The organism is Pseudomonas sp. MWU349 (assembly GCF_017947325.1).
GTDB lineage: Bacteria > Pseudomonadota > Gammaproteobacteria > Pseudomonadales > Pseudomonadaceae > Aquipseudomonas > Aquipseudomonas protegens.
The window spans coordinates 159,092-180,741 of record NZ_JAFEVP010000007.1; the positions used below are offsets into that span (position 1 = coordinate 159,092).

Genomic DNA, 21,650 nt, shown 5'->3' on the forward strand with positions numbered 1-21,650 from the left:
ACCCGCGAAGAGGACCGCAAGATCGCCTTCGCCGGCAAGCCTGTGCCTACAGAGAGATTCATATTTTCCTGCCAACTGTAGGCACTGGCTTGCCAGCGAAAGGGCCGGCAAGGATTCAGAAGTAGTAGCCGATATTCACGTACACCTGGTTTTCCCACTGGTTGCTGCCACCGGGCCCCAGGCTCTGGGCATAACTGCTGCCCCCGATGTATGGATCGTTCTTGCCGAACAGCCATTCGGTGGCGATCCACAGCTTGCTCAGAGAGAACGAGCTGCCGAGGATCATCCGCTGGGAGGTCTTGTAGGCACTGGCCGATTTGTCGAAGGCGCTGTAATTGGCGTACAGCTTGACCCCGCTGATTTGGTCGAGCAGGTACTTGCCGCCAACGTCGTAGCTCAGGTCGGCGACATACAGGTTGCCGCGGCTGGCGACGTTGAAGGTGCCGTCGTAGCCGCCCAGGGTCACCAGCTCATCGGTGCCAGGGTTGCGTGGCGACATCTGCTGGCGCGCCGCCTGCAGCTGCAGGCCCCAGGGGCCGTTTTTACCCAGGTAGTGAACCGCCATGGCATTGCGCCGGCCGTCGCTGTGGGTGTCGTTGTTCTTCAGGGTCGAGGTCAGGCCCGAGACCCCGACTTCCGAGGCCCAGCCTCCCAGTTGCACGGCCCTGGCCACTCGTAGCACCAGGGTGTCGCGCTCGCGGTTGTCGCTGCCGTCGGCCACGTAGCTGTCAGCAGAGGACACCACGCTGGAATAGGTACGGCCATTGCTCGTGCCCTTGCCCTGCCAGGCCGGGCGCAGGTAGTAGCCGGCCTGGAGGTTCCAGTCGCCGCTGTGCTGGATGTATTTGGCACCCACCTGCTCGATGTCCTCCAGGCCCACCACGTTGCCCAGGGTTTCGAAAAAGGTGCTGCCGAAATACGGCTGCAGGCCGAAGGGAATCTGATTCAGGCCGACCTGGACCTGCTGCTCGGGGTTGAACCGGTAGCCGATCCAGGCGCTCTCGGCGAAGGCGATGTCGCCGACCTTGTCGGTGTAGCGGTACGGGTAGGCACCGCCATAGAAGCGGTACTTGGCGGCACCGATCCAGGTCTCGGAGCTGTATTTGGCGCTGAGGATCGCGGTGTCGAAGTTGAAGGTCTGGATGTCCCGGTCCGGGTCGTAGTCCCAGCGCGCGCGGACGGCGCCGCCAAGGTCTAGGTGGTCGGTGACCTGCACGGCCAGAGCGGGGGTGGCGAGGCTGCCGAGCAGGGGCAGCAGGGCGAGGTTGCAGAAGGGATGAGGGCGCAGGGAATGCATGGGGTTTTCTCCCGGATTGTTATTGTCGGATGCGCTGAACCCGGCCGCAGCAAAGGGCGGCAGCCAAGGGTGAAAGAGTGGAGGGAAGAGCGGACGCCGCGGCTTCAGCCGGTGGCGATCGGTGGGGCAGGCAGGTACTGGGGCATGGGCCGTTCTCGTGTTGTTGTTTTTCCAGGGCGGCCCGAGTGTTGCCACCTGCGCCTGGCGCGGCAAACGATTTATGGAGCACCAGAGCATGCGTAAAACGCATGTTTGCCCATTGGCTGGCAGCGCGGCGCCGTGCCATGCTTGGCGCCCTTCAGCCGCCATCAGCGAGAGCCTGCCGTGAAACGCAAGATACCCGCGCTCAATGCGCTCAAAGCCTTCGAAGTCGCCGGCAGCACCGGCAGTTTTACCCGGGCCGCCGAGTTGCTCAACGTGACCCAGAGCGCGGTCAGCCGGCAGGTCCGGCAGTTGGAGGAACAGTTGGGGGAGAACCTGTTGCTGCGGCGCCATCACCACCTCGAACTGACCAGCGCCGGGCGGGTGCTGCTGCGGGCGCTGCACCAGTCCTTCGACAAGATCGAACTGACGGTGCGCGGCATCCAGCAGAAATCCCACGTCAACCGCCTGCACCTGAATGTGCCGCCGACCTTCGCCAGCCGCTGGCTGCTGCCGCGCCTGGGGCGCCTGCGCGAGCAGTATCCGGAGCTGGAGTTGAGCCTGACCACGCGCCTGCAGGACAGCCTGGCGGAAACCGCCACCCTGGATTGCGCGATCCGCTTCGGCAACGGCGAATGGGACGGCCTGGACAGCTCGCTGCTGTTCCAGGAACGGCATGTCGCGGTCTGCGCGCCGTCCTTGCTGGCCCGCGAGTCCACGGAGCAGGGCATCGACCTGGAGCGCATGACCCTGTTGCATGTGCTGGCCCGGGAAGATCAGCGCTACCTGACCTGGAAACACTGGCTGGACGCGGCGCGGATCAGCGGTGTCGACACCCAGGGCGGCTACGAGTTCGACCTGCTGGACCTGGCCATCCGTGCCGCTATCGATGGCCTGGGCATCACCATCGCCGACTGGTACATGGTGGCGTCGGAGTTGGCCAGCGGGCAGTTGACCCAGGTGCACAATGTGCACGTGGAAGGGCATCAGTCCTACTGGTTGGTGACCCGCCCGGAGCAGACCCGGTTGCCCCAGTTGCAGCAGTTCGGGCAATGGTTGCAAGAGGAGGTCTGGCTTGCTCAGCGCCAGCTCGAACCCTCCACTGCGGCCGTCTCGGCATCTGTCTGAGCGGCTGGAGCCAGAGCCTCCAATGGCCTATTCGGCACTGCCTTTGCCAGGCCCTTCATACTGACTAAAATTCATTTTTCGAATGTTATCGGGTGAAATTAATCGTTTGTCCCGATCGTGGCAGGCGACAAGACTGCCGGCACTCACATAACAACAACCCGAGTGCCCAACCATGCCGTATCCGGTTCTTGTCGTTTGCCTGTCGTTGCACCTGGCCCGCTGTACCCCTCGTTGCCCGCAGGCCATCGCCCTGTTCGCCGGCGGCGTCGCTGTGCCCGCTCGAGCACGTCAGACCCTTTGATCGCCGGGCCTGGATCGCCTCCAGGCAGCCAGCGCCACTTTCCTTGCCAACGACGGGGCACCCGCCATGGAACTTCAACGAAACTTTGTTAACGGCCACTTTATCCAGCCTGCCGGCCAGGACCGGATCGCGGTCTTCAACCCGAGCGACGAGACCCTGGTGGGGGAGGTCTGGGCGGCCACCGATGAGCAGGCGCGGGAGGCAGTGCAAGCCGCCTGTACCGCGCAGAAGAAATGGGCGGCGCTGACCAGCATTCAGCGCGGCGAACACCTGCGCGCCCTGGCCGATGCCCTGGAAGCCCGGGCCGAGGCCATCGGCCAGGCCCTGGCGGCCGAATCCGGCAAGAGCCTGGCAGACGCCAGCAACGAAGCCCGCTACGCCGCGCAGATTACCCGCTACCACGCTGAATGGGCGCGGCGCATCGAGGGCGAGATCATCCCCAGCGACAGCCCCGACGAAAAGCTGTTCCTGCACCGCGAGGCGATTGGCGTCGTGGCCTGCCTGATCCCGTTCAACTACCCGGTCTACACCTTGCTGCGCAAGGTCGCCCCGGCACTGATCGCCGGCAACAGCGTGGTGGTGCGTCCGAGCAACAACACGCCGCTCTCGGCCCTGGAAATTGCCAGGGCGGTGCAGCAGGCCGGATTACCGGCGGGGGTGGTGAACATCCTGGTCATGGACCACGCCACCGCCGCCACGGTCTGCACCCACCCGGCAGTGGGCATGATCACCCTGACCGGCAGCGTCGGTGCCGGGCGCACCGTGCTCGACTACTGCAAGGCCAACATCGCCAAGCCTTCCCTGGAACTGGGGGGCAAGACCCCAGCGATTATCGAGGCCGACGCCGACCTGGAGCAGGCCGCCAGCGCCATCATCGCTTCCAAGACCACCCACTGCGGGCAGTTGTGTACGGCGGTGGAGCGGGTCTATGTCCACGAAAGCGTGCATGAGCGCTTCCTGGCCCTGCTCAAGGAAAAGATTGCCGCGGTGCAATTCGCCGACCGACGCCAGCACCCGGATGCCATGGGACCACTGGTCAATGCCCGATCCCGGGATGCGATTCACTCCCTGGTGCAGCGCGCCGTGGCTGCAGGTGCCGTGCTCGAAAGCGGTGGTGTGCTGCCGCCGGGGCCGGGGTATTTCTACCCGCCGACCCTGCTCAGCGGCTGTCGCCAGGACATGGAAATCGTCCAGGAGGAAGTCTTCGGCCCGGTGCTGCCGGTGCTCAAGTACCGGGATATCGATGAGGCCCTGGCCATGGCCAACGACCACCAGTTCGGCCTGTCCTCGGTGCTCTATACCGAGAACTATCGCACCGCGATGAAGGTCGCCGCGGCCATCGAGGCCGGCGAGCTGTACGTCAACCGGACCCCGGCCGACCCCTACCAGGGCTATCACGCCGGCTGGAAGCGCTCGGGGCTGGGTGGCGACGACGGCAAGCACGGCATGCTCGAGTTCACCCAGACCCGCCTGGTGGTCATGCCTTTCTAAAGGCGCTGCACGTCATCAGCCGCAAGCTGCAAGCAAGAGCACCGCAGTCGTTCTTGCCGCTTGAAGCTCCAAGCTTGCCGCTGCCCCACTAATAATAATGAGCGGCGCCGGATACCGGCGCCCGAGGGCATCGTCATGTCAAAAAATGCCGCCGATCTGGCCGCTATCCCGGGTTCTGCCGCCTTGTCGCTGGGCAACAGCGACAAGCGCAGTCGCTACATTCAATTGATGCTGCTGGTGCTGGCCGCCGGGGCGATCTACCCGATCCTCTACCTGCGCCAGGTCTACCAGACCACCATGCTCGAAGTATTCCAGATCAACCACAGCGAGCTGGGCTACCTGTATTCCATGCTCGGGACGGTGTTTCTCATCAGCTACCTGCCCAGCGGCTGGCTGGCGGACCGCATCGCGCCGCGCTTCTTGATCTTCTTCTCGCTGGTGGCCACCGGTGCCCTGGGCCTGTGGTACTCCACCGCGCCTTCGTTGACGGCACTGATGATCATCTTCGGCTGCTGGGGGCTGACCACCGGGCTGACCTTCTGGGCCTCGGTGCTCAAGCGGGTGAAGATGATTGCCCATCACACCGAGCAGGGGCGTTTCTTTGGCATCCTCGACGGTGGCCGTGGCCTGGTGGAGGCCTTGCTGGCGACCCTGGCCCTGGGGTTGTTCGCCCTGGCCACCGAGAGCCGGGGTGAGTCGACGGCCGAGGGGTTCCGGCACGTGGTCTACCTGTACTCCTTTACCTGCATCGCCATCGGCTGCGTGCTGGTGCTGCTCAAAGACCCCAAGTCCATGGAAGACACGGCGCCGGTGGAGCAGGGCCGCTTCAACCTGCTCAGCGACCTGGCGACCCTGGTGAAGATCCCCGAGCTGTGGCTGGTGACCGCCATCGTGTTCTGCGGCTACCACATCTTCTGGGCCACCTACAGCTTTTCCGACTACCTGCAGGGCAGCGGCATGACCGCGGTGATGGCCGGCACCATCACCACCATCAAGCTGTGGATGCGGCCCCTGGGCGGCATCGGCGGTGGCTGGCTGGGGGACCGCTTCTCGAATATCTCGGTGCTGATCGTGGCGCTGTTGCTGGCGACCCTGGGCATCGTCGGGCTGATCCTGTTCCCGGCCCTGGGCAGCCTGGGCTTGTTGATCGGCACAGTGATCTTCATCGGCCTGATGACCTACGCCATCCGCGGGCTGTACTGGGCAATCCTCGACACGTGCCGGATCCCCCTGCGCATCACCGGCCTGGCCATCGGCATCGTCTCGGTGGTGGGCTACCTGCCGGACACCTTTATCCCGCTGATCAACGGCTACCTCACCGAACACTTCCCCGGGGCGCTGGGCTACCGCTTGTACTTCGGCTACATCGCCGCGGTCGGCGCCCTTGGCACCCTGGCCGCGATCGTCTTGCGCGCTCGCGTCAAACGTACCCAGCAGAATCCGCAAACAGGAGCCTGAGATGAAAATCGTTGCCCTTGAAACCCATATCGTCGCTGTCCCTCCACCGCATATCGGCGGCATGTACTGGCTGTTCGTCAAGCTGCGCACCGCCTGCGGCATCGAAGGCGTGGGCGAGATCTACGCCGCCACCTTCGGTCCCCAGGCAATGCAGCCGATCATCGAGGATGTGTTCCAGCGCTACCTGCTGGACCAGGATCCGCACCATATCGAGCGCTTCTTCCGCCAGGCCTATTCCAGCGGTTTCACCCAGCGCCCGGACCTGACCATGATGGGCGTGGTCAGCGGCCTGGAGATGGCCTGCTGGGACATCATCGGCAAGGCGGCGAACAAGCCGGTATACGAGCTGCTGGGAGGCAAGGTCCACGAGCGCCTGCGTTCCTACACCTACCTGTACCCGCAGAACAGCCGTGGCGAGTACGACTACGACGACCCGGATCTGGCCGCCGAATGCGCGGTGCAGAACATGCAGCAGGGCTTCACTGCCCTCAAGTTCGACCCGGCCGGCCCCTACACCGCGTACTCCGGGCACCAGCTGTCACTGGAGGTGCTGGAGCGCTGCGAAACCTTCTGCCGCAAGATCCGTGAAGCGGTGGGCAATCGCTGCGACCTGCTGTTCGGCACCCACGGGCAGATGGTGCCGTCCTCGGCCATTCGCCTGGCCAAGCGCCTGGAGCAATACGACCCGCTGTGGTTCGAGGAGCCAGTGCCGCCGGGCCAGGAGCAGGCCATGGCGCAGGTGGCGGCCAAGACCAGCATCCCGATCGCCACCGGCGAGCGCCTGACCACCAAGTACGAATTCTTCAAGCTGCTGCAGGCCGGGGGGGCCTCGATCCTGCAGATGAACGTGGCGCGCTGCGGGGGCCTGCTGGAGGCGAAGAAGATCGCCAGCATGGCCGAGGTCTACTACGCGCAGATCGCCCCGCACCTGTACAACGGGCCGATTGGCGCGGCGGCGAGTTTCCAACTGGCCACGTGCACGCCGAACTTCCTGATCCAGGAAAGCATCATGACCTGGGGCGGCTTTCACGCTCAGGTGCTGACCAAGCCCCTGCAGTGGGAGGACGGCTACATCATCCCGTCCAGCGAGCCAGGCCTGGGAGTGGAGCTGAACATGGACGTGGTGCGCCAGCACTCGCCGTACCAGGGCCAGCGCCTGCACCTGCAGATGGCCGCCAGTCCGGTCGACATCAAGGACAGCTCCCCGGCCAAAGGCTGAGCACTTCCGGCCCGGCGACGGGCAGGGCATGGGCAGCCGCTACGGCTGCCTTCAACACGATCTGAGCGGTAACCCTGCATGACATACGACTACATCATCGCTGGCGCCGGCGCTGCCGGCTGCATCCTCGCCAACCGGCTCTCGGCCTCGGGCCAATACTCGGTCCTGCTGCTGGAAGCGGGGGGCAAGGACTCCTCGTTCTGGTTCAAGATCCCGGTGGGGTTCGCCAAGATGTATTACAACCCCACCTTCAACTGGATGTACTACAGCCAGCCGCAGAAACAGCTCGCCGAACGGGCGATCTATGCCCCGCGGGGTAAGGTCCAGGGCGGCTCCGGCTCGATCAACGCGATGATCTACGTGCGTGGCCAGGCCCATGATTTCGATGACTGGGCGGCCAACGGTAACGACGGCTGGAGCTTTGCTGACGTGCTGCCGTATTTCCGCAAGCTGGAGAATCATCCGCTGGGAGACAGCCAGTACCACGGCGCCAGCGGCCCCATCAGCATTACCCCAATGAAGGGCCAGACCCATCCGATCTGCGATGCCTTTCTCAAGGGGTGCGAGGAGCTGGGCTATGCCCGCAGTGAAGACTTCAATGGCGCTACGTTCGAGGGCGCGGGGATCTACGACGTCAACACCCGCAATGGCCAGCGCTGTTCCAGCAGCTTTGCCTACCTGCACCCGGCCTTGGGCCGGCCGAACCTCAAGGTCGAGCTCCATGCCCTGGTGGACCGGGTGCTGTTCGACGACCTGCAACAGCGGGCTGTGGGTGTCGTGGTCACCCAGCACGGGGTCACCCGGACCTTCAGCGCCCGCCGGGAAGTGATCCTCTGCGCTGGCGCCGTGGACACACCGAAGATCCTGCAACTGTCCGGGGTCGGTGACCGCGAGTTATTGGCCCAGCACCAGATTCCTCAGGTGCGGCACCTGCCGGCGGTGGGGCAGAACCTGCAGGACCACCTGTGCGTCAGCTACTACTACAAAGCCAATGTGCCCACCCTCAACGACCAGCTCAGCTCGCTGTTCGGCCAGCTCAAGCTGGGCCTGCAATACCTGCTGACCCGCAAGGGCGCGCTGGCCATGAGCGTCAACCAGGCCGGCGGTTTCTTCCGGGGCGACGCCGGGCAAGCACACCCCAACCTGCAGTTGTACTTCAATCCGCTGTCGTACCAGATTCCCAAGAGCAACAAGGCCCGCCTCAAGCCCGAGCCGTATTCCGGCTTCCTGCTGTGCTTCAATCCCTGCCGGCCCACCAGCCGCGGCAGCATCCGGATTGCTTCGAAGAACCCTCGGGATGCGGCGCTGATCGACCCCAACTACCTGAGCACCGACAAGGACATTGCCGAAGCGATCCAGGGCAGCCGACTGTTGCGCAAGATCATGCAGGCCCCGGCGCTCAAGAGCATAACGGTGGATGAGGTGCTACCGGGGCCGGCAGTGGCCAGTGATGAGCAGATGCTGCAGTACTTTCGCGAGAACAGTGGCTCGATCTACCACCTGTGCGGCTCTTGCGCCATGGGCAGCGACGAGCAGCGCTCGGTGGTGGACAAGCGTCTGAAGGTGCATGGCCTGGCGGGGCTGCGCATTGTCGATGCCTCGATCTTCCCCAACGTCACCTCCGGCAACACCCATGCGGCGGTACTGATGGTGGCGGAAAAGGGCGCCGACCTGATCCTCGAGGACGCCCTGTAGCCGCTGCCCAAGCCTGCACACGACGCAGTCGATGCAAAGAGGCACGCGCGGTTCAGCCGTAGCGGGCTTTTGGCGGGCCCGGGTTCAGCGCAGTTTCTCCAGCATCTGGTAGTACCACATGCCCGCCGCCAGCATCGGGTTGCCCAACTGGTCGCCGAAGGGCACGCGGATGTGCTGGCAGGCGGCGAAGGTGTCGCAGTGGCCGAGGTGGCCGGTCAGGGCCTGGGCCATGATCTCGCCCATGATATGGGTGGTGGCCACGCCGTGCCCGGAGTAGCCCTGGCAGTACCAGACGTTGTCCGAGAGCTTGCCCAGTTGCGGGATGCGGTTGATCACGATGCCCATGGCGCAGCTCCACTGGAAATCGATGCCTACGCCCTTGAGCGCCGGGAAGGTGCGTTCGATGCACGGGCGCAGTTCGCCGGCGATGTCCCGCGAGTCCTTGCCGCTGTAGTTGGCGCCGCCGCCGAACAGCAGGCGGCCGTCGGCGGTCATGCGGTAGTAGTCGAGTACGAAGCGGCAGTCGTAGACCGCCAGGTCCTCGGGGTTGAGGCGCTTGGCCAGGTCGCCCAAGGGCTCGGTGGTGACGATGCCGCCCATGGCGGGGAAGATCTTGCCCTTGAGTTTCTTCGGTTCCAGCTTGTGGTACACATCGCCCGCCAGCAGCACTTGCCGGGCGTCGATGCGGCCCTGGGCGGTGACCACCGCCGGGCGCTCGCCGTGGATGATCTCCAGCACTTCGCTGTGTTCGAAAATCAGCGCTCCCAGGCTTTCGGCGGCCCGGGCCTCGCCGATGCACAGGTTCAACGGATGCAGGTGCAGGTTGCGGGTGTTCTTGATAGCGCCGTGGTAGAGCTCGCTTTCCAGCAGTTCGCGGACCTGGGCCCGGTCCAGCAGGCTGACCTCGTCGCCCATGCCGCGGCGCACCGCTTCTTCGTAGTCGGCGCGCAGGCCCGGCAGGTGGCTGGGCTTGTAGGCCGCGTGCAGGTGGCCGTGCTTGAGGTCGCAGGCAATGGCGTATTTTTCCACTCGCTGCTGGATGATCTGGTGCCCGCGCCAGCGCAGGTGCCAGATGAAATCGTCCACTTCTTCGCCCAGTTTGCGGCGCATCTGCTTGCGCATGGCTTCATCGCCGGAGAGGCTGCCGGTGACCTGGCCGCCATTGCGCCCGGTGGCGCCCCAGCCGATCTTGTGGCTTTCGACGATGGCGACTTTCAGGCCGCGCTCGGCCAGTTCCACCGCGCTGGCGACGCCGGTGAAGCCGCCGCCGATGATCACCACATCCACTTGATGAGTGCCTTGCAGGGTCGGGTAGTGGGTTTCCTGGTTCAGGGTGGCGCTGTAGTAGCTGGGGCAGCGCTCGGCTGCCGGGGTCCGCGGATCGAAGGCGGCTGTCATGGATAGAACCTCGCAAAAAAGTGAGCCGGGCCGCTGCGGGCAGGCAGCGGCCAGGGCTTTGAAATCGGTCGATGGGCCGGCGGGTTCGGCACGCAATGGAGGCGCCTGAGCCCTGCACGGCAGATCGGCAACGGACCTCAGGCCTGGGTCAGGTACCAGCGCCAGTCCTGCTCGCCGACTTCGGCCATGAACTGGCGGTACTCGGCACGCTTGACCGCCAGGTACACACCGAGGAACTCGGAGCCCAGGGCATCCCGTGCCCAGGCCGATTGCTCCAGGGCCACCAGCGAGGTCAGCCAGTCGGTGGGCAGCAGCTCGGTGGCCTGGGCGTAGCCATTGCCCTGTACCGGCTCGCCGGGGTCGAGGTTTTCCCGCAGGCCGCGATGGATGCCGGCGAGAATCGCCGCCGCTGCCAGGTAAGGGTTGGCGTCGGCACCGCAGATGCGGTGCTCGATGTGCCGGCTATTGGCCGGGCCGCCGGGCACCCGCAGGCTCACGGTGCGGTTGTCGACGCCCCAGGTGGGGGCCAGGGGCGCGTAGCTGTTGCTCTGGAAACGCCGGTAGGAGTTGGCGTTGGGGCAGAACAGCAGCAGCGACTCCAGCAGGGACGCGAGCATGCCACCCACCGCCTGGCGCAACAGCGGGGTGCCGGCCGGGTCCTGGCTGGCGAACAGGTTGCGGCCCGCGGCGTCGGCGATGCTCACGTGCATGTGCATGCCGGTGCCGGCCAGGTGATCGAAGGGTTTGGCCATGAAGGTGGCCTGCATCCCGTGCTTGTGGGCCACGGCCTTGACCAGGCGTTTGTAGCGCACCGCCTGGTCCATGGCCTCCAGGGCATCGCCGTGCTCCAGGGTGATTTCCACCTGGCCCGGGGCGTATTCGGAGATCGCCGTGCGCGCTGGAATGCCCTGCAGTTTGCAGGCGGCGTAGAGGTCGGCGAGGAACGGCTCGATCTGCTCCAGCTCGCGCAGGCCGTAGACCTGGGTGCTGCGCGGGCGACCGCCATCGGCGTCCAGCGCCGGTTGCGGCCGGCCATTGCCGTCGCGCTTGGCGTCCAGCAGGTAGAACTCCAGCTCGCAGGCCATCACCGGGTGGTAACCCTCGGCCTTGAGCCCGTCGATCACCTTGATCAGCAGGTGGCGCGGGTCGGCGATGCTGGCGGGCAGGCCCTCCTGGGGGTGCATGCTGACCTGCACCGCGGCGGTAGGGATCTGCCGCCAGGGCAGGCGTACCAGGCTGCCGGCCAGGGGGTAGGCACGGCAGTCGATATCGCCCACATCCCAGACCAGGCCGGAGTTCTCCACGTCGTCGCCGTTGAGGGTCAGGCCAAGGATGGTGCTGGGCAGGGGCCGGCCGCTTTCGTACACCGCCAGCAGTTCTTCGCGGTGCAACAGCTTGCCCCGGGGCACGCCGTTGGCGTCGAGGATGAACAGCTCGATCATGTCGATATCGGGGTTGGCCGCGAGGAAACTCCGGGCTTCGTCTAGGGCTGCAAAATTCATGTTTGTACTCGCTTGGCGCCCGTGGGGCGCGCAGGTTTTCAGGTCCTGCAACGACGCCGCGCACGGGCCGGTTGCAAGGGCAGAAATCAGGTCTGGGAGGGACCACGCAGGAGCGCGATCAGGCCAGCGGCGAGTGATCCGGAGGGCGTGAGGAATGGCGCAGGCGGGAACGGCACAGGGCCATGGGCAGGTTGACCAGAAGCTTCATGGGCAGGGCCTGTCCAGGAAGAGAAAACCGATGACGCCAGCGCGCACCTCATGCACCTCATGAAGGCGTTGGGCAGGGTGCAGCGGGGAGTGGCAGGGCAGTGCAATGCAAGCGTCGACAAGCGTACCACCGCCAAGGCGCGGGGCCGTGGAGCGGGTGCAGGCCAATCCGTGGAACGGGCTCTGGGGATGCATCTGCCGGGTGATCTCGCTGTCGAGTTCGGGGTGATTATTCTTGGTTTACACCGGGCGCTGGAGGATGCGAACTGCTGTGGCGAGCCTCCAGGGCGGATCAATACTGCAAGAAAGCGCAGGCCAATGTAAGGGGGGTAAAGGGCACAAGCCCCTTGGCGAGAGGCTTGCCTTCATGATCAAAGCCGCGTGCTAGAGCGGCGCGTCCCGGCTGCCTGGCGTGTCTGATTTTTTTTACAGAGCCTTAGTACAGGCCCGGCAGCAGGCGCCAGCTGCGGGCGCAATAGGCCTCGTATTCCTCGCCGAAATGCTTGAGCAACAAGGCCTCCTCGGCGTGAATCCGCGCGATCAGCGGGACCAGGGTCAGTGCTGCCAGCAACAACCCCAGCCCCGAGCGAAACGCCAGGGCCCAACCCAGGGCGTTCACCAGCAGGCCCAGGTAACTGGGGTTGCGCAGGTGGCGGTAGAGGCCGTCCACCACCAGGCGGTGGTTGGGCTGGATCGCCACCAGCCCGCTGAAGCGCCGGCCGAGGATGAACACCGGCCACAGCCGCAGCACGCCGCCGAGGATGAACAGCAAGGCCCCGAACCAGCGCAGGCCTTCGCCGCCGAAGGTGCAGAAATCGATACGGTCGCTGTAGGCCGGGACGAAGCCGCTCAACAGGCCGATCACCCCGAACACCGGCAGCACCCAGCGGTTGCCCTGGTCTTCCTGCTCGCCGCTGCTCAGGTTGACTTCGCTGTACAGCGCGGCGATCACCATCAGCAGGGTGGCGAGGGCGATCAGGGTCAACTGGGGATGGCCGAAGAAGGCGGCGAAACCGCCCATGCCCCAGATCGCCAGGCCCAGGTAGGCGAGGGCGCCGAGGAGGCTGGAGGCGGCCAGCCTGAGGGAGATTTTCATGATGCGCTGCGCCAGTAGCAGGAACCTGTGTTGAGTGTAGGAGCCCGCCTGCGGGTGAAGGCGTACGTTCGTCCGCTGCAAGGTTCAGCCCGAGGTTTTTTGGGTCAGGAGCCCTGCCAGAAAGTCGATGAAGGCCCGGGTTTTCTGCGGCACCCGCCGCGCCGAGGGGTAGACCACGTTGATGCTGATGGGCGGCGCCTGCCATTCGCAGAGCACCGGCACCAGGCGCCCGGCCGCCAGGGCGTCCTCGACGATGAAATCCGGCAGCAGGGCGATGCCCATGCCGGCCTCGGCGGCCTGGGCCAGCAGGTCGCCGTTGTTGGCGTGCAGCGGCCCGGTGACATGCACCCGCTGCACGTCACTGCCGTTGCTCAATTGCAGGCTGACGCCGCTTTGCAGGTAGCCATAGTTCAGGCACTGGTGGCTGCTCAGGTCCTTGGGCTGGCGCGGGGTGCCGGCCCGGGCCAGGTAGGCGGGGGAGGCCACCATGATCCGCGGTGCCGGTGCCAGCTGGCGGGCCACCATGGACGAGTCCGGCAGGCTGGCAATGCGCAGGGTGACATCGAAGCCACCGCGCAGCGGGTCCACCTGCTGGTCGCTGAGCACCAGCTGCAACTCGATCAGCGGATGCTGTTCGTGGAACAGCGGCACCAGCGGCCCGAGCCGACGCAGACCGAAGGACATCGGTGCATTGACCCGCAGCACTCCGCGCAACTCGGCGATGCCATCGCGTGCGCGCTGTTCGGCTTCGTCCACCGTGGCCAGCACTTCGCGAACGCTTTCGTAGTACTCGGCGCCGGCTTCGGTCAGGCGCAGGCTGCGGGTGGTGCGTTGCAGCAGTTGCACGCCGATGGCTTCTTCCAGTGCCTGGATCTGTTTGCTGACCTTGGAGCGGGGCACGTCCATGGCGCGGGCGGCCGCGGCAAAGCCGTTTTCGTCGACGGTGACGACGAAGGCGCGCATGCATTCGATACGGTCCATGATTGTCCCTATTTTAGAATCAATGATTCTCTATTTTAGGTAATTGTTCCTTTTTCGGCCAGGCCCTAGATTAGCCACCAAGCCGGACGCCACGGGGCGCAAGCAGCGCCATCAGCCGGTCATGTTCGACCCTCACTCTCTGACTGCAAAAGGAACGCGCCATGTCCATTCGTGAATTGCTCAACCCGACCAACTCCGCCCTGATCCTCATCGACCACCAGCCGCAGATGGCCTTCGGTGTGCAATCGATCGATCGCCAGACCCTGAAGAACAACACCGTGGCCCTGGCCAAGGCGGCCAGGATCTTCAACGTGCCGAGCATCCTTACCTCGGTGGAGACCGAAAGCTTCAGTGGCTACATCTGGCCGGAACTGCTGGCGGTGTTCCCCGGCCAGCAGCCCATCGAGCGCACGTCGATGAACTCCTGGGAAGACCGCAAGCTGGTGGAGGCGGTGAAGGCCACCGGGCGCAAGAAACTGGTGATGGCGGCGCTGTGGACCGAGGTCTGCCTGACCTTCCCGGCCCTGGAGGCCATGGCCGAAGGTTATGAGGTGTACATCGTCACCGACGCTTCTGGCGGCACCAGCCAGGAGGCCCACGACATGGCCGTGCAGCGGATGATCCAGGCCGGCGCGGTGCCGGTGACCTGGCAGCAGGTGCTGCTGGAGTACCAGCGCGACTGGGCGCACAAGGACAGCTACGACGCGGTCATGGGCCTGGTACTGGAACACAGCGGTGCCTACGGCATGGGCGTGGACTACGCCTACAGCATGGTGCACAAGGCCCCGCAACGTCAGCTGTAGGCGCCGTCTGGCCGGCGAATGCGATCGCACCGACCGCTTCGCTGGCAAGCCAGCGCTTACGGGCCTTAACTGTGATGCGCAAATGCATCTCCTCGCAGACCCTGGAGCCTTCTGATGAACATCGAACTCACCGACGGTGTCGTGACCCTGCTGGTGCGCCACCGGATCAAGCAGGGCCAGGATCAGGCCTATGAAACCTGGCTGCGGCAGATCATCGCCAAGGCCCGCAGCTATCCGGGGCACCTGGGCATCGACGTGGTACGTGGCCACAGCGGCGGCCTCGGGCTGTTCACCAGCGTGCTGCGCTTTGCCAGCACCGAACAGTTGCAGCACTGGCTGGATTCCGCCGACCGCCGCGAGCTGGTGCAACAGGCCCAGCACCTGCTGGCCGACGGCGACCAGACCGAAATCAACGCCGATCGCGAATTCTGGTTTACCCCCCAGGACGGCGGCGCACCGACCCCGCCGCCGCGCTGGAAGCAGGCGTGTGTGACCTTCCTGGTGATCCTGCCGCTGAGCTTTCTGGTGCCGCAGCTGTGGAAACCGGTGTTCGCTCAACTGCCCTGGCTTGGCGGCTACGTGCCGGCCACGGTGCTGATCACCCTGAGCATCGTGCTGCTGGTGGTCTACGTCTTCATGCCCCGGGTCACGCGCCTGTTCAGCCGCTGGCTGCAGCCGCGCAATGCGGCCTGATTCCTTCCCGACCTTCGTTTGGAGCAATGCCATGAAACCCGATGCAATTGCCGATCTGATTCTGTTCAACGGCCGCCTGCACACCGTGGACCGGGACAAACCCCGGGCCAGCGCGGTGGCGATCAAGGACGGGCGCTTCATCGCCGTGGGCAATGATGCCCAGGCCATGGCCCTGCGCGGCGCCGGCACCCAGGTCGTCGACCTCATGGGGCGCACGGTGATCCCCGGGCTCAATGACTCGCACCTGCACCTGATCCGCGGCGGCCTGAACTATAACCTGGAGCTGCGCTGGGAAGGCGTGCCGTCCCTGGCCGACGCCCTGCGCCTGCTCAAGGAACAGGCCCTGCGCACCCCGGCGCCGCAGTGGGTACGGGTGGTGGGCGGCTGGAACGAATTCCAGTTTGCCGAGAAACGCATGCCGACCCTGGAAGAACTGAACCAGGCGGCGCCGGATACCCCGGTGTTCGTCCTGCACCTGTATGACCGCGCCTTGCTCAACCGCGCCGCGCTGCGAGTGGTGGGCTACGACCGCAACACGCCGAACCCGCCGGGGGGCGAGATCGTCCGCGATGGCAACGGCAACCCCACCGGCATGCTGATCGCCCGCCCTAATGCGATGATTCTGTACGCGACCCTGGCCAAGGGGCCCAAGCTGCCGTTGGAGTACCAGGTCAACTCGACCCGCCAGTTCATGCGCGAGCTCAACCGCCTGGGGGTCACCAGCGCTATCGATGCCGGCGGCGGCTTCCAGAACTACCCCGACGACTATCAGGTGATCAACCAGTTGGCGGCCCAGCAGCAATTGACCGTGCGCATTGCCTACAACCTGTTCACCCAGAAGCCCAAGGAAGAACTGGCGGACTTCAAGCACTGGACCTCCAGTGTCACCTACGGCCAGGGCGACGACTTCCTGCGGCATAACGGGGCAGGGGAGATGCTGGTGTTTTCCGCTGCGGATTTCGAGGACTTCCTCGAACCGCGTCCCGATTTGCCGCAGAGCATGGAGCAGGAACTGGAACCGGTGGTGCGCCACCTGGTGGAGCAACGCTGGCCGTTCCGTCTGCACGCCACCTACGATGAATCCATCTCGCGGATGCTCGATGTGTTCGAGAAGGTCGACCGCGACATTCCCTTCAACGGCCTGCCGTGGTTCTTCGATCATGCGGAAACCATCAGCCCGAAGAACATCGAACGGGTGAGGGCCTTGGGCGGCGGCATCGCGATCCAGGACCGCATGGCCTTCCAGGGCGAGTACTTCGTCGAGCGCTACGGCGCCAAGGCCGCTGAGATGACCCCGCCGATCCAGCGCATGCTCGCCGAAGGCGTGCCGGTGGGCGCCGGCACCGACGCCACCCGAGTCTCCAGCTACAACCCCTGGACCTCGCTGTACTGGATGGTCAGCGGCCGGACTGTCGGCGGGCTGGAACTCTATCCCCAGGGCCTGAGCCGCGACACCGCGCTGGAGCTCTACACCCACGGCAGCGCCTGGTTCTCCTCGGAGCAGGGCAAGAAGGGCCAGATCAAGGTCGGGCAACTGGCGGACCTGGTGGCCCTGTCGGCGGACTACTTCAGCGTCGAGGAAGAGGCGATCAAGTGGATCGAGTCCCTGCTCACCGTGGTGGGTGGCAAGGTGGTCCATGCTGCCGGCGACTTCGAAAAACTGGCCCCACCGAGCCTGCCGGTGACCCCGGACTGGTCGCCGGTGGTCAAGGTGCCTGGGCATTGGAAGCCCAACGCACCGTTGCAGAACCAGGTGCACCAGTGCAGCGGACCGTGCGCAGTGCATGCCCACGGGCACCAGAAAGCGCGTATGTCCAATGTACCGGTGAGTGACTTCCAGGGGTTCTGGGGGGCGTTTGGGTGTTCGTGTTTTGCGTTCTGAGTTGTAGGCGCTGGCTTGCCAGTGAAGGCGGTTTCAAGGCTAGCACCGCTTTCGCCGGCAAGCCGGCTCCTACGGGTTTGAAATGGGCTTAAATAAAAATGGGCGCTCATGAAGAGCGCCCATTCAATTGTTTAAACAACTAGTTGGTGATTAACGAATTGATCGTGTTACTTAGCAGAACCGATCAATGACCCGAACTTCCGACTTATCCCGCAGCGATTGCCATTCGGCTTTCAGGGTCTCCAGGACTCGGCCGATGAAGTCCTTGTCGGCGGCGGCTTTCTTGCCGACGTAGCCCTGGCCGCGGCGGTACATCTTCAGGCGGGCCGCCAGCTCCCGGTTGTTCTGGTCGAACTCTGCTTCATGGCTATGGGGCGACAGGCAGTCGATATGCACTTGGCCCGACTTGGCGATCCACAGGATGTGGCTGTCGTGGCTGTCTTTCTGTGCGGCGAACATACGTGCCAATTCATCAATAGTGGGTTGATTATTAAGATTCATTTGTAGCCCCCTTGACCATTTATCGATCTATCTAAGTTGATTCGCTAATTCATCTTGCTACGTCGGTAAGTTGAACCCTGATACCGGAAACAGGGCGACAGAGGGTGTCTGTCGGATACAGATAAGGCCCAGAGCCTGATGCGTGTAGTTGCCTTGATTAACTGCTACGCAATAGCGTCACAACGAAGAGAAGCAGCGTAAACCTGGATGAAGCTGCCGACATTCTCACCATCGGCCACAAGCATCTTGAAGAGTTTTCGCCGGCTTCCCGTCGTGGTACTGGACGGTCAATGCCAGGTCAGTTTCATCAATCTGCCTTGTGGGCAGTACACATCCGGGTCACAGCTCGGCGGTCAGACGAGCTTGCTCATAACACCTTTGCCTCGTCCCCCGATCGGGGAGACGTCTGCATCATGCAAGGCTGAAATCCTCTCGTCAACGGTTTTGTAGTGAAAAATTCAAGGCACTACATATTGTCTGACAAAAGCCGAAAAGCCATCACCCGGCCCCCCAACGCAGGGCTGGGCAGGTAGAATCGGCGCCTTGAAATGTTCTGAGGTTGCAGCGGTGGATGTACAACAAGGCTTCGTCCTGACCCGGCACTGGCGCGATACGCCGGCGGGCACGCAAGTCGATTTCTGGCTGGCCACCGACCAGGGGCCGCGCCAGATCCGCTTGCCGTTGCAGACCTCCGTGGCCTTTGTCCCGGCGGCGCAGCGGGCCCAGGCCGAGCGCTTGCTGACCGACGACCCGGATGTGCAACTGCGCCCCTTGCAGCTGCGTGACTTCCACCAGCGCCCGGTGCTAGGCCTGTACTGCCCGCAGCACAATCAGCTGATGCGCCTGGAAAAGACCCTGCGGCGCGCCGGGGTCGAGGTGTTCGAGGCCGATGTGCGGCCGCCCGAGCGCTACCTGATGGAGCGTTTCATCACCGCGCCGGTGTCTTTCGGCGGCCAGCCAGGGCCCGATGGCTTGTTGCTGGAGGCGCAGATGAAGCCGGCGCCAGACTACCGGCCGAGCCTCAAGCTGGTGTCCCTGGACATCGAGACCAGCGAGCGCGGCGAGTTGTATTCCATTGCCCTGGAAGGTTGCGGCCAGCGCCAGGTGTACATGCTCGGCAAGGCCCGGGACGACGACAGTGCGGTGGATTTCGACCTGGAGTTCTGCGCCAGCCGCGAGCAGTTGCTGGAGAGGCTCAACCAGTGGCTGGCCGAGCATGACCCCGACGCGATCATCGGCTGGAACCTGGTGCAGTTCGACCTGCGCGTGCTCCACGAACATGCCCGGCGCCTGGCGGTGCCGCTGCGCCTGGGGCGGGGCGGCGAGGAAATGCAGTGGCGCGAGCACGGCAGCCGTACCCACTATTTCGCCTCGGCCGCCGGCCGCTTGATCATCGATGGCATCGAGGCGTTGCGTTCGGCGACCTGGAGCTTTCCATCCTTCAGCCTGGAAAACGTCGCCCAGACGTTGCTGGGGGAGGGCAAGTCCATCGACAACCCCTACCAGCGCATGGACGAAATCAACCGCATGTTTGCCGAGGACAAGCCGGCCCTGGCCCGCTACAACCTCAAGGACTGCGAGCTGGTGACGCGGATCTTCGCCAAGACCGAGTTGCTGACCTTCCTCCTGGAGCGGGCCACGGTCACCGGCCTGCCCGCCGACCGCAGCGGCGGTTCGGTGGCGGCCTTTACCCACCTGTACATGCCGCTGATGCACCGCCAGGGTTTTGTCGCGCCCAACCTCGGTGAGCTGCCGCCCCAGGCCAGCCCCGGCGGCTTTGTCATGGATTCGCGGCCCGGGCTCTACGAGTCGGTGCTGGTGCTGGACTACAAGAGCCTGTACCCCTCGATCATCCGCAGTTTCCTGATCGACCCTGTGGGGCTGGTGGAAGGCCTGCGCCAACCGGACGAGCAGCATTCGGTAGCGGGCTTTCGCGGCGCGCGCTTCTCCCGCACCCGGCATTGCCTGCCCTCGATCGTGACCCGGGTCGCCGAGGGCCGCGAAGTGGCCAAGCGCGAGCACAATGCGCCGCTGTCCCAGGCGTTGAAGATCATCATGAACGCCTTCTACGGCGTGCTGGGTTCCAGCGGTTGTCGCTTCTTCGACCCGCGCCTGGCGTCCTCCATCACCCTGCGTGGCCACGAGATCATGGCCCGCACCCGGCAACTGATCGAGGCCCAGGGGCATCAGGTGATCTACGGCGACACCGACTCCACCTTCGTCTGGCTCGGCGGCCTGCATGACGAGGAGCAGGCCGGCCTGATCGGCCGCGCCCTGGTGGCCCACGTCAACCAGTGGTGGCGCGAGCATCTGCAGCAAGAGTACGGCCTGGAAAGCGCTCTGGAGTTGCAGTTCGAAACCCACTACAAACGCTTTCTGATGCCCACCATCCGTGGCGCCGAGGAGGGCAGCAAGAAGCGCTACGCCGGCCTGGTGCAGCGCGCCGATGGCAGCCAGGAGATGGTCTACAAGGGCCTGGAAACCGTGCGCACCGACTGGTCGCCCCTGGCCCGGGAATTCCAGCAGGAGCTGTACCAGCGCATCTTCCACCGCCAGCCCTACCAGGACTATGTGCGCGACTACGTGCAACGCACCCTGGCCGGGCAACTGGATGACCTGTTGATCTACCGCAAGCGCCTGCGCCGGCCCCTGGACGACTACGAGCGCAACGTGCCGCCCCATGTCCGCGCGGCGCGCCTGGCGGACGAATACAACCGCGAGCAGGGCCGCCCGCTGCAGTACCAGAACGGCGGCTGGATCAGCTACGTGATCACCCTGGCCGGCCCCGAGCCCCTGGAAAACCGCCGCGCCGCCATCGACTACGAGCACTACCTGACCCGCCAGTTGCAACCGGTGGCGGACGCCATCCTGCCGTTCGTGCAGGACGACTTCAGCACCCTGGTGGGTGGGCAGATGGGCCTGTTCTGAAGCGCTTCAATCCACCACGAACAGCTTGGCCCCCAGGGCGGTGAAGGAACGGTGCGGCTCGGCGTTGTCCGCCACCTGGTAGCTCATGCCCGGGGTCAGGACGAACCGCCGGCCGTCCTCCAGTTCGGTGTGCAGCTCGCCTTCCAGGCACAACAGGATGTGGCCCTTGGAGCACCAGTGGTCGGCCAGGTAGCCGGGGCTGTATTCCACCATGCGCACGCGAATTTCACCGAACTGCCGGGTGCGCCAGAAGGCGCTGCCGGTTTCGCCGGGATGCTCGGTGGCTTCGATGCTCGACCAGTCGGTGGTGGCGAAGGGAACTGCGCTGATGTGCATGCACGGCTCTTGAGGTGGTGAGGCAAAAGGGGAGAGGGCTCAGTCGTCCACGGCTTCGCAGAGACCACTGGCGCCATGCTTGTCGGTGTACTTGACGGTCACCGAATCGTCGTCCTCGACGCTGATGGACAGGGTGATTTCCGCCGTCTTGACCTGGAAATGCCGGTCATCCACGGCGCTGTTCTTGACTGCTTTGCCGTTGATGTAAACCGGGCCGCCCTGGTCGGCGCTGACTGCTAGATTGCCCGGGCAGGAGACGTTGAACAGTGGAATGCCTTCGGCGTGGGCCGAGCCGGCAAGGATCATCAAGGTGCCCAGAAACAGGATTTTGCGCATCACAGACTCCTATCCAAAGAGGGCCGCGCGGGCCCGTTGTGGTGTTTAGCCTATCCCTTGGCGCCCCCTCGTGCGAGTGGAAAATTTACCCCGGGCCAGAGCCTCTCGGGGAGCTTTGTAGGACAAAAATAACCGTGGACTCACGGCTGACGGATATGTCAGGTTTCCAGCGCCTCAATGGGCGAGTGATAGGACGATCTCGCAGGCGGGGTCGCAGCTGTCCTATCGGATTTTTTGTCTGGAACAAGGACGTAGCA

Annotated in this window: 17 protein-coding genes; 9 read left to right on the forward strand and 8 right to left on the reverse strand. The window is 64.6% G+C overall.

What is annotated here, in order from left to right:
- Positions 1–115: 115 nt before the first annotated feature.
- Positions 116–1,297 (reverse strand): hypothetical protein, encoded by a 1,182-nt coding sequence (locus KCG88_RS26400; protein ID WP_210713464.1) that lies wholly within the window; start codon positions 1,295–1,297, stop codon positions 116–118.
- Between the two features lie 324 nt (positions 1,298–1,621).
- Between KCG88_RS26400 and KCG88_RS26405 the strand changes: the two genes are divergently transcribed.
- From KCG88_RS26405 to KCG88_RS26425, 5 genes are all read left to right on the forward strand, one after another.
- Positions 1,622–2,566 carry a LysR substrate-binding domain-containing protein gene (locus KCG88_RS26405; RefSeq protein ID WP_210713465.1) on the forward strand — a complete coding sequence of 315 codons (945 nt, stop codon included), beginning with the start codon at positions 1,622–1,624 and terminating at the stop codon, positions 2,564–2,566.
- 367 nt (positions 2,567–2,933) lie between these two features.
- A complete protein-coding gene (gene aldA / locus KCG88_RS26410) occupies positions 2,934–4,358 on the forward strand; it encodes an aldehyde dehydrogenase (RefSeq protein WP_210713466.1) in 1,425 nt (474 codons plus the stop codon).
- 135 nt (positions 4,359–4,493) lie between these two features.
- Positions 4,494–5,816 (forward strand): MFS transporter, encoded by a 1,323-nt coding sequence (locus KCG88_RS26415; protein WP_210713467.1) that lies wholly within the window; start codon positions 4,494–4,496, stop codon positions 5,814–5,816.
- 1 nt (position 5,817) lies between these two features.
- Positions 5,818–7,035 carry a mandelate racemase/muconate lactonizing enzyme family protein gene (locus KCG88_RS26420; RefSeq protein ID WP_210713468.1) on the forward strand — a complete coding sequence of 406 codons (1,218 nt, stop codon included), beginning with the start codon at positions 5,818–5,820 and terminating at the stop codon, positions 7,033–7,035.
- A 78-nt stretch (positions 7,036–7,113) separates the two neighbouring features.
- The gene (locus tag KCG88_RS26425; RefSeq protein WP_047285974.1) at positions 7,114–8,730 is read left to right on the forward strand and encodes a GMC family oxidoreductase N-terminal domain-containing protein; all 1,617 of its coding nucleotides are present in this window, start codon (positions 7,114–7,116) and stop codon (positions 8,728–8,730) included.
- Positions 8,731–8,814: 84 nt separating this feature from the next.
- Here the strand turns inward: KCG88_RS26425 and KCG88_RS26430 are convergent, their stop codons facing one another.
- The 4 genes from KCG88_RS26430 to KCG88_RS26445 all read right to left on the reverse strand — a co-directional run bounded on the left by KCG88_RS26430 (position 8,815) and on the right by KCG88_RS26445 (position 13,914).
- Complete coding sequence (locus tag KCG88_RS26430) at positions 8,815–10,128, reverse strand: FAD-binding oxidoreductase (RefSeq protein WP_210713469.1); 1,314 nt, start codon at positions 10,126–10,128, stop codon at positions 8,815–8,817.
- Between the two features lie 137 nt (positions 10,129–10,265).
- Complete coding sequence (locus KCG88_RS26435) at positions 10,266–11,630, reverse strand: glutamine synthetase family protein (RefSeq protein WP_053150859.1); 1,365 nt, start codon at positions 11,628–11,630, stop codon at positions 10,266–10,268.
- A gap of 643 nt (positions 11,631–12,273) precedes the next feature.
- Entirely contained in the window at positions 12,274–12,933 is a 660-nt protein-coding gene (locus KCG88_RS26440) for an isoprenylcysteine carboxylmethyltransferase family protein (protein ID WP_047285982.1), read from the reverse strand.
- A gap of 84 nt (positions 12,934–13,017) precedes the next feature.
- Positions 13,018–13,914, reverse strand: a complete 897-nt coding sequence (locus KCG88_RS26445) for a LysR family transcriptional regulator (protein ID WP_210713470.1) — start codon at positions 13,912–13,914, stop codon at positions 13,018–13,020.
- A 161-nt stretch (positions 13,915–14,075) separates the two neighbouring features.
- Here KCG88_RS26445 and KCG88_RS26450 point away from each other — a divergent pair, with 161 nt between their 5' ends.
- From KCG88_RS26450 to KCG88_RS26460, 3 genes are all read left to right on the forward strand, one after another.
- The gene (locus tag KCG88_RS26450; RefSeq protein ID WP_011060773.1) at positions 14,076–14,717 is read left to right on the forward strand and encodes a hydrolase; all 642 of its coding nucleotides are present in this window, start codon (positions 14,076–14,078) and stop codon (positions 14,715–14,717) included.
- 114 nt (positions 14,718–14,831) lie between these two features.
- Positions 14,832–15,410 carry an antibiotic biosynthesis monooxygenase gene (locus tag KCG88_RS26455; protein WP_047336461.1) on the forward strand — a complete coding sequence of 193 codons (579 nt, stop codon included), beginning with the start codon at positions 14,832–14,834 and terminating at the stop codon, positions 15,408–15,410.
- A gap of 31 nt (positions 15,411–15,441) precedes the next feature.
- Positions 15,442–17,292 carry an amidohydrolase gene (locus KCG88_RS26460; protein WP_210713471.1) on the forward strand — a complete coding sequence of 617 codons (1,851 nt, stop codon included), beginning with the start codon at positions 15,442–15,444 and terminating at the stop codon, positions 17,290–17,292.
- Between the two features lie 171 nt (positions 17,293–17,463).
- Here KCG88_RS26460 and KCG88_RS26465 read toward each other — a convergent pair whose 3' ends face one another.
- Positions 17,464–17,793 carry a hypothetical protein gene (locus tag KCG88_RS26465; protein WP_041117563.1) on the reverse strand — a complete coding sequence of 110 codons (330 nt, stop codon included), beginning with the start codon at positions 17,791–17,793 and terminating at the stop codon, positions 17,464–17,466.
- Positions 17,794–18,360: 567 nt separating this feature from the next.
- Between KCG88_RS26465 and KCG88_RS26470 the strand changes: the two genes are divergently transcribed.
- Positions 18,361–20,721, forward strand: coding sequence for a DNA polymerase II (locus KCG88_RS26470; RefSeq protein ID WP_210713472.1), 2,361 nt, complete (start codon positions 18,361–18,363; stop codon positions 20,719–20,721).
- Positions 20,722–20,727: 6 nt separating this feature from the next.
- On the opposite strand, the gene KCG88_RS26475 is transcribed toward KCG88_RS26470, so the two are convergent.
- A complete protein-coding gene (locus KCG88_RS26475; RefSeq protein ID WP_210713473.1) occupies positions 20,728–21,057 on the reverse strand; it encodes a DHCW motif cupin fold protein in 330 nt (109 codons plus the stop codon).
- Between the two features lie 39 nt (positions 21,058–21,096).
- Positions 21,097–21,393, reverse strand: a complete 297-nt coding sequence (locus KCG88_RS26480; RefSeq protein ID WP_210713474.1) for a hypothetical protein — start codon at positions 21,391–21,393, stop codon at positions 21,097–21,099.
- Positions 21,394–21,650: the final 257 nt, after the last annotated feature.